Genomic DNA, 14,197 nt, shown 5'->3' with positions numbered 1-14,197 from the left:
TCGCACGGGCCGAGGGAGGAGTGCGCATGCGGATCGCGATGGTCTCCGAGCACGCCAGCCCGCTGGCGGCGTCGGACGGGCTCGGCGGCGTCGACGCCGGCGGCCAGAACGTCGCCGTGCGTGCGCTGGCGCTGGCGCTGGCCGACGCCGGCCACGAGGTGGTCGTCCACACCCGCCGCACCGACCGCCGCACGCCGCGGCGGGTCGCGCTCGCCGCGCGCGTCACCGTCGACCACGTCGACGCCGGTCCGCCCGTCGAGGTGCCCAAGGACGAGCTCGTCGAGCACATGGACGCGTTCTCCGCCGAGCTCGCCGCCTGCTGGCGGGACGAGCGTCCCGACGTCGTGCACGCCCACTTCTGGATGTCCGGGATGGCCGCGCTGCCGGCCGCCCGCGCGCTCGGGGTGCCGGTCGTGCAGACGTTCCACGCCCTCGGGTCGGTCAAGCGCCGTCACCAGGGCGCCGAGGACACCAGCCCCGCCCGCCGCGTCGCGGTCGAGAGCGACCTGGGCGCCTAGGTGGACCGCGTGCTCGCGACCTGCCGCGAGGAGGTCGACGAGCTCGTCGCGCTCGGGGTGCCGGTCGACCAGGTGACCGTGGTGCCGTGCGGTGTCGACGTCTCCCACTTCACGGCGGCGGGGGACACCGCTCCCCGTGGCCGCGCCTTCCGCGTGCTCACCGTGAGCCGCCTCGTGCCGCGCAAGGGCGTCGACACCGTCGTCGCCGCCCTCGCGGCCCTGCCCGACGACGCCGAGCTCGTCGTCGCCGGCGGGCCGCGCGCCGAGGGCCTCGACGACGACCCGGAGGTCGCGCGGCTGCGCCGGCTGGCCCGCGAGCTCGGCGTCGCCGACCGCGTGCACTTCCTCGGCGCCGTCGGCCAGGACGCGCTGCCCGCCCTGTACCGCTCCGCCGACGCCGTGGCCTGCGTGCCCGCCTACGAGCCGTTCGGCCTGGTCCCGCTCGAGGCGATGGCGTGCGCCCGCCCGGTCGTGGCGGCGGCGGTCGGCGGGCTCGCCGACACCGTCGTCGACGGCGTCACCGGCCACCACGTGCCCGCCGGTGACCCGGCGGCCGTGGCCGCGGCCCTGGATCGCCTGCGTGGCGCCCCGCGTCGCGCCCGCGCCCTCGGACGGGCCGGGCGCCGCCGCGCGGAGGCCGAGTACGGCTGGGACCGCGTCGCCGCCGCGCACGAACACGTGTACGGCGAGGTGATCGCCGGTGCCGTCGACGCCGTCGGCGCCCTGACCACGGGGAGCCCGGCATGACCGGTGACGGGATCGTGCGCCGCCACCTCGGCGGGCTGGCCGCCACGCTCGACGGGCTCGCCGGCGAGTCGCGGCGCATCGAGCGCTGGGGCACCGAGCTCGCCACCCGCCTGCGCCACGGCTCGCGGCTGCTCGCCGCGGGCAACGGCGGCAGCGCGGCCGAGGCGCAGCACCTCACCGCCGAGCTCGTCGGGCGCTACCGCGGGGAGCGCGAGCCGCTGTCGGCGATCGCGCTGCACGCCGACACCTCGACGATCACGGCGCTGGGCAACGACTACGGCTACGACGAGGTCTTCGCCCGCCAGGTCCGCGCACACGGGCGTCCCGGGGACGTGCTCGTGCTGCTCTCGACGAGCGGGCGCAGCCCGAACCTCGTCGCCGCCGCGGAGGCGGGCCGATCCCTCGGGCTCACCGTGTGGGCGCTGACCGGACCCGGCCCGAACCCGCTCGCCGACGCCGCCAGCGAGGCGCTGTGCCTGCCGGGGGAGACCCCGTCGGTGCAGGAGGCGCACCTGGTGACCGTGCACCTCATCTGCGAGATGGTCGACCGCGCGCTCGCCGGGCGGGCGTCGGCGCCGTCGTCGCGGGCCGCCGAGGAGCTCGTGCCGTGAGCCCCCGGACGCGTTCCTCGATCGTGGTGGTCGGCGACTGCCTGCGCGACGTCGACGTCTTCGGCGCCGTCGAGCGGCTCTGCCCCGACGCGCCGGCGCCGGTGCTCGCCGCCGCGCAGCGTCGCGAGCGCCCCGGCGGCGCGGGCCTGACGGCGCTGCTCGCCGCGCGCAGCACCCGGCGCCCGGTGCGCCTGGCGACGGTGCTGGGGTCCGACGCCGACGCGATGCGTGAGCTGCTGGCCGGCGTCGACGTGATCGCCGTCGAGACCGGCGGCACCACGCCGACCAAGACCCGCATGCTGGCCGACGACCGGGTGCTGCTGCGCCTCGACGAGGGCGGCCTGGAGCCGTGCGCGGCGAGCCGGGAGCTGCTCGACGCGATCGCCGGCGCCGGCGTGGTCCTCGTGTCCGACTACGGGCGCGGCATCACCGCCGACCCCGCCGTCCGCGCGGCGCTCACCGAGGCGGCCGGGCGCGTCCCGGTCGTCTGGGACCCGCACCCCCATGGCGCCCCGCCCGTCCCCGGCGCCACCCTCGTGACGCCGAACCTGTCGGAGGCTCGCGGCTATGTGCGTGATCTTCTGAGCTATAGCTCAGAAGATCACGCACATGGGTTCCCGCACGAGCCCGCCGCGCTCGGCGAGGCCCTGCGCGCGCAGTGGGGCGTCGACGCGGTCGCGGTGACCGCCGGCCGCGACGGCGCCGTGCTGCGCGGGGCCACCGGCACGTCCGTCACGCCCGCGACCCTCGCGCGCGGCGGCGACCCCTGCGGCGCCGGCGACCGGTTCGCCGCGAGCGTGGCCGTCGCCCTCGCCGACGGGTCCGCCGTCGACGACGCCGTGCGCACGGCCGTCGCCGCGGCCGCCGCGTTCGTCGCCGCCGGTGGCGCGGCCGCGCTGGACGACGCCGAGCCCGAGAAGCCCGAGAGCCCGCACGAGCCGGCGACCACCGACGTCGTCGCCGATGCCCGGGCCCGCGGCGCCACCGTCGTCGCCACCGGCGGGTGTTTCGACCTCCTGCACGCCGGGCACGCCCGGACCCTGGCGGCGGCACGACGGCTCGCCGGCGAGGACGGCGTCCTCGTCGTCTGCCTGAACTCCGACGCCTCGGTGCGCCGCCTCAAGGGCCCCGACCGGCCCGTGGTCACCGAGGCCGACCGCGCCGAGATGCTCGCCGCGCTCGCCGCCGTCGACGCCGTCGAGGTGTTCGACGAGGACGACCCGCGCGCCGTCCTCGACCGCCTGCGTCCCGACGTCTGGGTCAAGGGCGGCGACTACGCCACCGACGAACTGCTCGAGACCCCGCTGGTGCGCAGCTGGGGCGGCGAGGTCGTGGCCGTGCCGTACCACGCCGGCCGCTCGTCGACCCGCCTGCTGGCGCGCCTCGAGAACGAGACCCCTGACGCCGTCCCCTCGGGAGGAACCCCATGACCAGCGCCGCCGCGTCCCCCGTCCCCGCCGCCGACCCCGAGGCCACCCGCGCCGCCGACACGCAGCGCCGGGGCCCGGGCCACGTGCTCGTCACCGGCGGATCGTCCGGCCTCGGCGCCGCCGTGTGCGAGGCCGTCGTCGCCGCCGGCGGGACGCCCGTCGTGCTCGACGTCAAGGCGCCCGACGCCGGGCACGCCTTCGTCGAGGTCGACCTGTCCGACACCCGCGCCGCCGAGACCGCCGTGGGCCGCGCCAGCGAGCAGGTCGGCGGCCTCGACGCCGTCGTCACCGCCGCCGGTATCGATCGCTGCGGCCGGCTCGTCGACGTCGACGCCGCCGAGTGGGAGCGCGTCATCGCGGTCAACCTGCTCGGTACCGCCGCCGTCGTGCGCGCCGCGCTGCCCGAGCTGGAGTCGCGGCGCGGCAAGGTCGTCACGGTGTCCTCGACGCTCGGCGTCAAGGCCGTCTCCGACGCCACCGCCTACTGCGCCTCGAAGTTCGGCGTCGTCGGCTTCACCCGCGCCCTGGCCGCCGAGACCGCCGGCCGCGTCGGGGTCACGCTGCTGATCCCCGGCGGCATGTGGACCCACTTCTTCGACGACCGCCCCGACCAGTACAAGCCGGGCGCCGACGCCAAGCTCAACGACCCCGCCCAGACCGCCGACGCCGTGCTCTACGCCCTCACCCGCCCGGCGGGCAGCGAGGTGCGCGAGCTCGTCGTCACGTCGTCGGAAGAGGGCTCGTACCCGTGACCGGAGCCCCCGTGACCGACCCGTCAGCGCAGGTCGGCGGCAGCCGCGTCCGGATCCGGGTAGGTGTCGAACAGCTCGGTGAGCCCGGTGAGGCTCAGCGCCCGACCCGCCGTCCGTGGCACGCCGGCCAGGCGCAGCTCGCCCTCGCGGGCGATCGCCGCCTCGCGCTCGGCGATGAGCAGGGCCAGCCCGGCCGAGCCCATGAAGTCGACGCCCGAGAGGTCCAGCACGACGTGCTGGGCGCCTGCGGCGACCTGCTCCTGGATCGTGCTGCGCAGCGGCCCGGCCGTCGCGGTGTCGATGTCGCCGACGGGGCGGACCACGGCCACGGCCGGGGTCAGGAAGCGGGTGGTGACGTCGGTGGTGTCCGTGGCGCCCTGGGTCTCGAGCGCGGGATCGGTCGGGGGGTCCTGGGCCATCGGCACTCCCGGAGGCGCGTGACGGGGCGGGGGACGACAGTACCCACGCCACCGGTGCCGCGCCGACCGGCGGGTACGCACCCCGCCGAACGCACCCGTAGGTGTTCCCCCGGAAGGACGGATCGCTGATGGCCGCCCCCGAGATCGACCGTCGCGACACCGGTCGTCGCGACACCGTCGTCGTCCCCCCGCTCGACGACGCGCCGCTCGCGGCGGACCTCCCCGCGCGGCTGGCCGCCGCCGCCCCGCGGGTGGTCGTGCTCGGCGACGCGGTGCTCGACCAGTGGCTGACCGGCCCGTCGACGCGCCTGTCGCGCGAGGCGCCGGTGCCGGTCGTCGAGGTCGACCACACCCGCGGCTCGCCCGGCGCCGCCGCCAACACCGCGGCCAACCTCGCCGCGCTCGGCGCGCGCACCGAGTTCGTCTCGGTGCTCGGCGACGACGCGGACGCCGCGACCGTGCGCGAGCTGCTCACCGGTTACGGCGTCGGCACCGACGGCGTCGTCACCGACCCGACGCGCCCCACCGCGGCCAAGCGCCGCGTGCTCGCCGACGACGCGCTCGTCGCGCGCTTCGACACCACGCCGCGCACCCCGCTGGACGCCGGCGTGCGCGAGACGGTGCACGCCGCGCTGCGCGCCGCCGTCGAGGGCGCCGACGCCGTCGTCGTCTGTGACTACGGCGGCGGGGTGCTCGACGAGTCGACGGTCGCGCTGGTCGGGTCGCTGCACGCCGGGCGCGACTGGCGACTCGTGGTCGACGCGCACGACCCGGGCCGCTGGGCGCCCGCGCGGCCCGACGTCGTCACCCCGAACGCGGGGGAGGCGGGGTGGCTCCTGGGCCGCGAGCTGGGCGGGCCCGACCGCGTGGCCGCCGCCGAGGCCGCGGGCCCCGAGCTGCGGGCGCGGTCGGGGGCGGGCGCGGTCGTCGTCACCCTCGACCGCGACGGCGCGCTGCTGCTGCCCGACGAGCAGGCGCCGACGCACCGCACCTTCGCCCGCCCGGCGCCCGAGAGCCACACCTGCGGGGCCGGCGACACGTTCACCGCCGCCCTGTCCCTCGCGCTCGCCGCGGGCACCCCGGCCGCCACGGCGGTCGAGCTGGCCCAGGCCGCCGCCGACGTCGTCGTGGGCCGGCCCGGGACCTCGGTGTGCGCGACCGGCGAGCTCGCCGAGCGCGTGGCCGCCGCCGAGGGCCCGCTGCTCGACGCGGCGTCGCTGGCCGCGCTCGTCGACGAGCAGCGGGTCATGGGCCGGCGGGTGGTGTTCACCAACGGCTGCTTCGACGTCGTGCACCGCGGGCACATCGCCTCGCTCAACCAGGCCAAGCGCCTGGGCGACGTGCTGGTCGTGGCGCTGAACTCCGACGACTCGGTGGCCCGGCTCAAGGGTCCCGAGCGCCCCGTGAACCCGCTCGCGGACCGCGCGGCGGTGATCGGCGCGCTGAGCTGCGTCGACCACGTCACGACGTTCGACGCCGACACCCCGGTCGAGCTGCTCGAGCTGCTGCGCCCCGACGTGTACGCCAAGGGCGGCGATTACACCCCGGAGATGCTGCGCGAGGCCGAGACGGTGCGCGCCTACGGCGGGCACACGGTCATCCTCGACTACCTGCCCGACCGCTCGACCACCGCGATCGTCGACCGCATCCGGGGGTCGGCGCGGTGACCGACGTCGACGTCCTCGTCCCCACGAAGGACCGGCCGATCGAGCTCGCGACGACGCTCGCGGGCCTGGCGGCGCAGACCGGGGTGTCGTACCGGCTGGTGATCTCCGACCAGTCCGACGACGCGCCCTCCTGGGACACCTCGCCCGCGTGGACGGTGATCCGCTGGCTGCGCCGGCGCGGCGTCCCCGTGGATCTGCATCGTCACCTGCCGCGGCGGGGGATGGCCGAGCAGCGCGCGTTCCTGCTCTCGTGCGCGGTGGCGCCGGCGGTGCTCTACCTCGACGACGACGTGTGGCTCGAGCCGGGCGCCCTGGCGCGCCTGCACCGGGCGCTCGGCGAACTGCGGTGCGGGATGGTGGGCGCGGCGATGCAGGCGCTCGGGCACGCCGACGACCGGCGGCCGGGCGAGGTGACGTCGTTCGAGCCGTGGTCGGGGCCGGTGGAGCCGGAGACGCTGGTCAAGGACGGCCCGGGCTGGGAGCGCTGGCGCCTGCACAACGCGGCGAACGGCCTGCACCTGGCCGAGTCGCTGGGGCTCGACGGGCCGGGGTCGCCGGTGCCCTCGCCCGAGCGCTACGTGCCGTACAAGGTGGCCTGGGTGGCGGGGTGCGTGCTGTTCGACCGCGCGGCGCTGGTCGAGGCCGGGGGGTTCGAGTTCTGGCGCGACGTGCCGACCGACGCGCACGGGGAGGACGTGTACTCCCAGCAGCGGGTCATGGCACACCGCGGCGCCGCCGGCATCCTGCCCGGGGGCGCCTACCACCAGGAGTCCCCCACCGCCCTCCCCGACCGCGGCATCTCCGCCGTCGACGCCCTACGTGCGTGATCTTCTGAGCTATGGCTCAGAAGATCACGCACGTAGGACGAGAACACCGACGCAACGTCCCCGGCCAGCCAAGAGGCCGGATGAGTGCCTCGATCTCCGACGCCGTCCGGCACGGCGATGTCGTGACCTCGGTCCAGCCGTACGGGATCGACGGCGTCCCTGCGAGCACGGCGGTGGCCGATCGCCGCCGGTCGACGAGAGCCGTCGCGCTGTCGCGGTGGTGCCCGAACCCGTCGAGACGGACGATGGCCCGACCGCCGGGCAGGTCGTAGGTCACGTCCTCGTAGCGTCGAACACCGTCGACGAGGACGGGATCCTGCCGATGCCCGACCGGGAGCCCGTGGGCCTGTTCGACGTCGACGAGGTAGCGGTACTCCAGCGCCGACAGGACTCCGTCGCGGAGGAGGGCGACGGCATCCGCGATGGCACGTCGGTAGCGCGCGGGGCGGCGGAGTTCCACGGCCCGCTCGAGGGCGAGGGGGTGTACGCCGCCGTCCAGCGCGTGCTGGTGAGCCCGCCGCATCGCCTCGGGCGCACTGGGCGCAGCGACCGCGAGGTCGAGCACCGTGTGTGCCGGCGTGACGCGCGGCGGGGCGGAGCCGGGGAGCGCGAGGTGGGCGAAGGCTCGTGAGCGATGGACCGCGAGCCCGTCCGAACGCAACGCCGACGTCCCGTAGGGAACGGTCACGTGGATCGGGCGTTCGGGGTCGTGCCGGACGAAGCCGTGGATCTCCGCGGCCGTCTCGTGGCTCAGGAGAGCGACGCCGCGACGGGCGAGGAGTGCGGCGACGCGGAGTGCCTCCTGACCCGCCGGGCCGGAGAAGAGTGCGTACACGCCCTCGTGGAGGCGCTGCCACCGCCCGGCATCGACCTGCGCCCGAATTCCTCCGTCGGTGAACCCTTGCGCCAGCAGTTGGGCCCGGGTGACCACATCGTGCTGGTGAGCCCGGAGCTGCGCCCAGGCGTCGAACTCGTCCATGTCGGGTTCGACGCAGACGGTCCGCCAGCGGATCCATCTGCCTTGCGTGCGTGATCTTCTGAGCTATAGCTCAGAAGATCACGCACGTGCGCGGAGCGCCTGGGCCACGGCGCGGACGCGGGGGTCGGTGAGGAGGTCCTCGAGGGAGGCGGAGAGGGGGATGCGCCAGTTCGGGTAGGCGTCGACGGTGCCGGGGAGGTTGGGTTGGCGGACGTCGCCGAGGACGTCGGTGAAGGCCGCGAGCACGATCCGCGAGCGGGCGGTCGAGAGCAGCTGGTGCATCGCCAGCACGATCTCGTCGGCGTCCGACGACGCGGACACCCCGAACCCCTCGGCCTGCAGCAGCCCGAGCAGCTCCTCCCGGTCGCGCGCCGCGTCCGCCCGCGCCGCCGAGAGGTCCGAGAGCACCCCGGCCTCGGCGCGGGCGCGGACGTGCTCGTCGGCCAGGAACCCCGCCGCGGTGGGCAGGTCGTGGGTGGAGACGCTCGCGAGCGTGTCGGGGTGCCAGCGCCGGGGCGGCAGCAGCTCGCCGTCGGGGTCCCGCTGGAACCACAGCACGGCGCAGCCCAGCGCCCCGTGCTCGGTGAGCCCCTCGGTGACCTCCGGCTCGACCGTGCCCAGGTCCTCGCCGACCACCACCGCCCCCGCCCGCGACGCCTCGATCGCCACCACCGCGAGCATCGCCCGCGCGTCGTAGTGCACGTAGGCGCCCTCGCGTGCCCCGCGCCCCGGCGGGATCCACCACAGCCGCCACAGCCCCGCGACGTGGTCGACGCGCAGGCCGTCGGCGTGGCGCAGCACCCCGCGGATCATCGAGCGCAGCGGCGCGTACCCCGACGCCGCGAGCGCGTCCGGGCGCCACGGCGGGAGCGCCCAGTCCTGGCCCTGCTGGTTGAAGTCGTCGGGCGGCGCGCCGATGGTCACCCCGGGCGCGAGCGCGTCCGCCAGCGTCCACGCGTCGGCACCCCCGGCCGAGCACCCGACGGCCAGGTCGGCGATCAGCCCGACGGCCATGCCGGCCGTCGCCTCGTGCGCCGCCGCCAGCTGCGTGTCGGCCAGCTGCAGGCACCAGGCGTGGAACAGCACGCGGTCGGCGAGCTCCCGCCGCGCGGCATCGACCTCGACGTCCCCCACGTGCCGCAACCCCGCCGGCCACGCGTGCAGGTCGCTGCCGTGGCGCTCGGCCAGCGCGTACCAGGTGGCGACGTCGCGCAGCTCCTCGTCGAGCGCGTCGACGTCGGCCGGCGCCGCGGTGTCGTACGGCCGCAGCAGCTCCAGCGCCGCGCGCTTGGCCGCCCACACCGCGTCGTGGTCAACGAGGTCGCCCGTCGGCGGCCGCAGCGCGTCCACGTCGGCGCGCACCGACGACGGCGCCGCGGCGTACGCGGCCGTCTCCGCCACCCGCACGTACAGCGGGTGCAGGAAGCGCCGGCTCGACGGCGAGTACGGCGACGCCTCGACCTCCGGGGCCAGCGCCAGCGCGTGCAGCGGGTTGACCAGCAGCGCTCCCGCGCCCTGCTCCGACGCGGTCCGCGCCAGCAGCGTCGCGAGGTCCCCGTAGTCCCCGCACCCCCACGACTGCGCCGAGCGCAGCGCGTAGAGCTGCACCATCCACCCCCACGTCGGCGGCGGCGGGTCCAGCGCGGGCGGTGCGACGATCAGCGCGACGTCCTGGTCGCCGCACGCGAGACGGTGGTAGCCGACGGGCAGGTCGTCGGGCACCTCGTCGACCGACCGCCGCGTGCCGTCCTCCAGCGTCACCGTGCCCGACGCCGGCAGCGGTCGCGTCGTCCCGACGTCGACGACCAGCGTCGCCGGCAGCGCGTCGGGGTCCACCGAGCGCAGGCGCTGCAGGGCCGCGCCCAGCGCCTCCGGCGTGCGGGCGTCGACGTCGAGCGCCGCGAGGACGTCGAGGACGACGCCGCGGTCGAGCTCGACCTCCTGCTCGTCCGCGTCGCGGTACCGCACCGCCACGCCGTGGGCGGTGGCGAGCTCGGCGAGATCCGGCTCGACCGGCTCGGGCACCGGCGTCTCCTCGGTTCGGTGGGGCGGGGGGAGGAGCAGGATGTCAGGACGCGGGGCGGGCCCGCGGCGCGGGCGGCAGCTCCTCGGTGCCGGCGGCACGGCGCGCTGCCCGGGCGGCGACGTCGGCGGCGACGGCGCCGGCCGCGGTGCCCGGACGGCGCACCCCGGCGAGCGCGGCGACGGCGCCCTCGGCCAGACCGGTGGCCGCGGCGGCGCGCCCCGTGTCCCACCCGCGGGCCAGCAGCGCGGCCGCGAGCTCCCGGGCCGCCACGGTGTCCCGACGCGCCCGGCGGGCCAGGGCCCGCAGGTCGGCCGGCGGCGTTTGGCGCCCGCTCGACCGGATGGTCACCGCCTGCGGCTCGGGCGCCGACGGAGTCGACGGCTCCTCGATGGAGGAGGGGCGGGGAGCGGGCAGCGTGTCGGGGGCGGCGGCCGGCGGGGCCAGGGTGGGGATGGTCGGTTCGTGGAGCACGGTCACCTTCCGTCGTGGGCGCACCACCGGGATCGGCTCCGCCGCCCCGCCGGAAACGTGACGATCACGCGGGCTGGAGCAGGTGCTTCTCCCGCACGAGCGGCAACGACAGCGTCCGGTAACCGCCGCCGTCGAAGAGCACGACGACCGAGTCCTCGGCGACCGTCGTCACCGTGCCCCGGCCCCACTCGTCGTGGCGGACGGCCTCTCCGGGCACCGGGTCGCCGTCCTGGCCGCCGCTCTCGTGCAGCCCCGCGCGGTCGCCCGGGTCACCGGCGCGCCCGGCGTCGCACATGTCGCAGTAGCCGCACGCCTCGTCGCGGGACGCGCCGAGCGTCTCGAGCAGCGTGCGCCGCCGGCACCCCGTGGCCTCGGCGTAGCGGCGCACCAGTTCGACCTTGCTCTGCTCGCGCTCCCGCCGGCGCGTGACGAGCGCGGCCGCCTCCTTCGCGAGCCCGTCGATGTCGTCCTCGCCGAGCGCGTCACCGGGGGCGAGCTTGCGGCCGGGGAGCTGGCGCACCGCGCCGAGGGCGACGAGCCCGGGCACCGCCCGCGCGAGGGCGGCCTTCGACAGCCCCGCCGGGTCGGCGAGCTCGTCGATCGCGACCCCGCGCGGGTTGGCGCGGACCGCCGTGAGCACCGTCGACAGCGCCCGCGGCTTCGCGTCACGACCGGAGGCGAACAGCTTGGGGCGGGCGAGGTCCTGCGGGCGGTGGAACAGCACCGCGGTCGCGGGCTCGCCGTCGCGGCCCGCGCGTCCGATCTCCTGGTGGTAGGCGTCGATCGAGGTCGGCGTGTCGCCGTGCACGACCCACCGCACGTCGGGCTTGTCGATGCCCATCCCGAACGCGCTGGTGGCGACGACGACCGGGACCTCGCCCGCCATGAAGGCGTCCTGGACCCGCGCGCGCTCCGCGTTCTTCATCCCGCCGTGGTAGGCCTCGGCGGCGATGCCGGCGTCGCGCAGCCGGTCGCGCACGAGCGTGGTGTGCGCGCGGGTCGTCACGTAGACGATGCCGGTCGCCCCGTCGCCGGAAAGCTCGGTGACCTCGCGGGCCACCCGCTCCCACTTCGTCTCCTCGGAGTGGACGAGGTGCGACGTGAGGTGGATGTGCGGCCGGTCGGGGTCGCGCACGACGACGCACGCCTCGGGCACGCCGAGCAGCTCGAGGATCTCCTGGCGTGCGGGCACCGACGCGGTCGCCGTGAGCCCCAGCACCCGCGGGTGGCCGAGGCGGCGGCGCGCGACGGCGAGCGTGAGGTAGTCGGGGCGGAAGTCCGGGCCCCAGTCGCACACGCAGTGGACCTCGTCGATCGCCAGCAACGAGGGTTCGCCGGCCGCGAGCGCGTCGAGCACGTCGGGGCGCGCGAGCTGCTCGGGGGAGGTCACGAGCACGTCGAGGTCGCCGGCCTCGAACGCGTCGAGCACCTCGGCGTGCCGGCCCTTCGCGAGCGTCGAGTTCAGGACCTCGGCGCGCAGGCCCGCGTCGACGAGGTGGGCGACCTGGTCGCGGTGCAGCGACAGCGTCGGGGACACCACGACCGTCCGACCACCCAGCACGAGACCGGTGACGGCGTAGACGGCGGTCTTGCCCGCGGCCGGCGGCAGCACGGCCAGGCAGTCGTCGACGAGCGCGCCGAGCACCGCGTCGCGCTGGCCGTCGCCGAGCTCGGCGCCCTCGCCGAGGACCCGGACGACGGCCGCGTCGACCGCGTCACGGGTGGGGCGGTCGACGGGGCCACACGGCCCGAGGAGATCCTGGCGGGAGTCGGTCACCGGCCGGTGTTAGCCATCCGCCTCACGCCGGAAACCGGCGTTCGTGAGGGGTGACCGGCGGGTAAGCCCGCCCGGTGGATCTGGTGCACGTCGAGCCCTACGGACCCGGTCTCGGTCGCCGTCGTCGCGGCAAGGGCTGGAGCTACTTCGACCGCGAGTCGGGCGCGTCGGTGACCGACGCCGCCCACCTGGACCGCATCCGGAAGATCGTCATCCCGCCGGCGTGGGAGGACGTCTGGATCTGTGCCGACCCGCTCGGCCACATCCAGGCCGTCGGCACCGACGCCGCCGGTCGCCGGCAGTACCGCTACCACGAGCAGTGGACGCTGCAGCGCAACCAGGAGAAGTTCATCCGCGTCGCCCGCCTCGGGCACGTCATCGGCGACGCCCGCACCGAGATCGCCGCACGCCTGACCGCGGGTCGTGGCCTCGGCCGTGACCGGGTGCTCGCCGGTGCGGTGTGGATGCTCGACCTCGGCGTCTTCCGCGTCGGGCACGAGGAGTACGCCAGCGACGACTCGCCCGGCGACGCGTCCTTCGGGCTCGCGACGCTGCGCCGCGAGCACGCGATCGCCCGGCGCGACGGTGGCGTCGAGTTCCGCTACACCGCCAAGTCGGGCGTCCCGCGGCGGATCACGCTGCACGACGAGCACGTGCACGCCCTCGTCACCTCGCTCAAGCGCCGTCGCGGCGGGGGCGAGGACCTGCTCGCGTTCCGACGCGGCGGGCGCGGCGGCGACCGCGGGCCGTGGCACGACGTCACGGCGCAGGACGTCAACGACGCGGTGCGCGAGCTGATCGGCGAGGAGTTCACCGCCAAGGACCTGCGCACCTGGAACGCGGGCGTGCAGGCCGCCGTGGCGCTCGCCGGCGAGTGCGACGACGCCGGCGCCCCGCCACGGGCGCAGCGCAAGCAGAAGAGCGCCGTCACGCGGACGATGAAGGCCGTCGCGGAGCAGCTGGGCAACACCCCCGCGGTGTGCAAGCGCTCCTACGTCGACCCGGTGATCGTGACGCACTTCGAGCAGGGCCGGACCATCGCCGAGGCGCTGCGCTCGGCACCCGGCGACGACCGGGCCATGCGCCTGCACGTCGAGCGTGCCGTGCTCGAGCTGCTCGACCACCGCGGCGTCGTCGACCTCGCCGCCGCGGCGTGACGCCCCGGGGGTGACGAGGGTGACGGCGGCTCAGGCCGTCGTCATCTCCGCCCACACGGTCTTGCCGTCGCGGTGGGCCTCGACGCCCCAGGACGTGGTGACGGCGGCGACCATGGCCAGGCCACGCCCCCGCGGTGACGTGGGCGCGGGCAGGTGCGCCTCGGGCAGGGGCGCGAGGTCGAAGTCGCGCACGGTCAGGCGCAGTCGGTGCTCGCGGCGCTCCACCTCGACCACCGACCGGCTCGCCGCGTGCTCGACGGCGTTGGTGACGAGCTCGGTGACGACGATCTCGGCGGCCTCGCGGGCGTCCTCGTCGACCGACCAGTAGCCGCAGACCCGACGCACGTTCGTCCGGGCGTCGCCGGGGGCGCGGGGGTCCACACCGAAGCGCCACCAGCCGCGGACCAGCGCCGGGCGCTCGTCGAGGTGGGCCAGGGCGGCGTCGACGTCGGGGTGGACCGGGACGCGCTCGGTGACGCGCGAGCTCTCGAGCAGCGCGGCGGTCGTCGCGTCCGGGGCCGCGAGGGCGAGCCGCACCTCGGGCCACTCACCGGCGCGCGCGGCGGCTTCGGGGAACGCGTGCACCGCCCCGGAGTGGACGAGCTCGACCCGTGACAGGTCGGCGACCACGGCGCCGTAGCCGCGCATCGCCTGGCAGAGCCGCTCCACGAGCGGGCGGGCGGTGGTCAGGGACAGGGGACCGGACAGCGCGACGACCACCGGTGGGGCCCCGCGTCCGGTCCCGTTCGGGTCCGGCCACGCGTCGCCCTCGCCGTCCCCCGTGTTCTCGAGGGACAGCTCGATCCTTGTGTCCAC

Annotated in this window: 13 protein-coding genes and 1 pseudogene; 9 read left to right on the top strand and 5 right to left on the bottom strand. The window is 76.5% G+C overall.

Annotated elements, in window-relative coordinates:
• Positions 1-26: 26 nt before the first annotated feature.
• The 4 genes and pseudogenes from PH190_RS30905 to PH190_RS27120 all read left to right on the top strand — a co-directional run bounded on the left by PH190_RS30905 (position 27) and on the right by PH190_RS27120 (position 4,058).
• Positions 27-1,265: pseudogene (locus tag PH190_RS30905) on the top strand (glycosyltransferase).
• Positions 1,262-1,876: a D-sedoheptulose-7-phosphate isomerase gene (locus PH190_RS27130; RefSeq protein WP_274234657.1), complete on the top strand. Its 615-nt coding sequence runs from the start codon at positions 1,262-1,264 to the stop codon at positions 1,874-1,876. The pseudogene PH190_RS30905 and the gene PH190_RS27130 overlap by 4 nt, the downstream one beginning before the upstream one ends.
• A complete protein-coding gene (locus PH190_RS27125) occupies positions 1,873-3,306 on the top strand; it encodes a PfkB family carbohydrate kinase (RefSeq protein ID WP_274234656.1) in 1,434 nt (477 codons plus the stop codon). The genes PH190_RS27130 and PH190_RS27125 overlap by 4 nt, the downstream gene beginning before the upstream one ends.
• Positions 3,303-4,058: an SDR family oxidoreductase gene (locus PH190_RS27120; protein WP_274234655.1), complete on the top strand. Its 756-nt coding sequence runs from the start codon at positions 3,303-3,305 to the stop codon at positions 4,056-4,058. The genes PH190_RS27125 and PH190_RS27120 overlap by 4 nt, the downstream gene beginning before the upstream one ends.
• Before the next feature lie 23 nt (positions 4,059-4,081).
• On the opposite strand, the gene PH190_RS27115 is transcribed toward PH190_RS27120, so the two are convergent.
• Positions 4,082-4,477 carry an STAS domain-containing protein gene (locus tag PH190_RS27115; RefSeq protein ID WP_274234654.1) on the bottom strand — a complete coding sequence of 132 codons (396 nt, stop codon included), beginning with the start codon at positions 4,475-4,477 and terminating at the stop codon, positions 4,082-4,084.
• Positions 4,478-4,605: 128 nt separating this feature from the next.
• On the opposite strand from PH190_RS27115, the gene rfaE2 reads away from it, so the two are divergent.
• The 4 genes from rfaE2 to PH190_RS27095 all read left to right on the top strand — a co-directional run bounded on the left by rfaE2 (position 4,606) and on the right by PH190_RS27095 (position 8,004).
• A complete protein-coding gene (gene rfaE2, locus PH190_RS27110; protein WP_274234653.1) occupies positions 4,606-6,144 on the top strand; it encodes a D-glycero-beta-D-manno-heptose 1-phosphate adenylyltransferase in 1,539 nt (512 codons plus the stop codon).
• Complete coding sequence (locus tag PH190_RS27105; RefSeq protein ID WP_274234652.1) at positions 6,141-6,971, top strand: glycosyltransferase family 2 protein; 831 nt, start codon at positions 6,141-6,143, stop codon at positions 6,969-6,971. Before rfaE2 ends, PH190_RS27105 begins: the two co-directional genes overlap by 4 nt.
• Positions 6,972-7,311: 340 nt before the next feature.
• Positions 7,312-7,602 carry a hypothetical protein gene (locus PH190_RS27100; protein WP_274234651.1) on the top strand — a complete coding sequence of 97 codons (291 nt, stop codon included), beginning with the start codon at positions 7,312-7,314 and terminating at the stop codon, positions 7,600-7,602.
• Positions 7,603-7,659: 57 nt separating this feature from the next.
• Positions 7,660-8,004 (top strand): hypothetical protein, encoded by a 345-nt coding sequence (locus tag PH190_RS27095; RefSeq protein WP_274234650.1) that lies wholly within the window; start codon positions 7,660-7,662, stop codon positions 8,002-8,004.
• Positions 8,005-8,028: 24 nt separating this feature from the next.
• On the opposite strand, the gene malQ is transcribed toward PH190_RS27095, so the two are convergent.
• From malQ to PH190_RS27080, 3 genes are all read right to left on the bottom strand, one after another.
• Complete coding sequence (gene malQ, locus PH190_RS27090) at positions 8,029-9,975, bottom strand: 4-alpha-glucanotransferase (protein WP_274234649.1); 1,947 nt, start codon at positions 9,973-9,975, stop codon at positions 8,029-8,031.
• Positions 9,976-10,018: 43 nt separating this feature from the next.
• Positions 10,019-10,447, bottom strand: a complete 429-nt coding sequence (locus PH190_RS27085) for a hypothetical protein (RefSeq protein ID WP_274234648.1) — start codon at positions 10,445-10,447, stop codon at positions 10,019-10,021.
• A 64-nt stretch (positions 10,448-10,511) separates the two neighbouring features.
• Positions 10,512-12,224: a RecQ family ATP-dependent DNA helicase gene (locus tag PH190_RS27080; protein ID WP_274234647.1), complete on the bottom strand. Its 1,713-nt coding sequence runs from the start codon at positions 12,222-12,224 to the stop codon at positions 10,512-10,514.
• A 74-nt stretch (positions 12,225-12,298) separates the two neighbouring features.
• On the opposite strand from PH190_RS27080, the gene PH190_RS27075 reads away from it, so the two are divergent.
• Positions 12,299-13,381, top strand: coding sequence for a DNA topoisomerase IB (locus tag PH190_RS27075; protein ID WP_274234646.1), 1,083 nt, complete (start codon positions 12,299-12,301; stop codon positions 13,379-13,381).
• 30 nt (positions 13,382-13,411) lie between these two features.
• Here PH190_RS27075 and PH190_RS27070 read toward each other — a convergent pair whose 3' ends face one another.
• Positions 13,412-14,197 carry an ATP-binding protein gene (locus PH190_RS27070; protein WP_274234645.1) on the bottom strand — a complete coding sequence of 262 codons (786 nt, stop codon included), beginning with the start codon at positions 14,195-14,197 and terminating at the stop codon, positions 13,412-13,414.

Origin of the sequence: Actinomycetospora straminea, assembly GCF_028737255.1 — a bacterium.
GTDB classification, from domain to species: Bacteria; Actinomycetota; Actinomycetes; order Mycobacteriales; family Pseudonocardiaceae; genus Actinomycetospora; species Actinomycetospora straminea.
The sequence above is the reverse complement of the archived record's forward strand: the minus strand, read 5'-3'. Positions and strand labels throughout refer to the sequence as shown.

Bases quoted from the DNA above. Each gene is read 5' to 3' on its own strand.
- rfaE2 (WP_274234653.1), top strand. From the start codon at position 4,606: ATGGCCGCCCCCGAGATCGACCGTCGCGACACCGGTCGTCGCGACACC.
- PH190_RS27120 (WP_274234655.1), top strand. From the start codon at position 3,303: ATGACCAGCGCCGCCGCGTCCCCCGTCCCCGCCGCCGACCCCGAGGCC.
- PH190_RS27115 (WP_274234654.1), bottom strand. From the start codon at position 4,477: ATGGCCCAGGACCCCCCGACCGATCCCGCGCTCGAGACCCAGGGCGCC.
- PH190_RS27130 (WP_274234657.1), top strand. From the start codon at position 1,262: ATGACCGGTGACGGGATCGTGCGCCGCCACCTCGGCGGGCTGGCCGCC.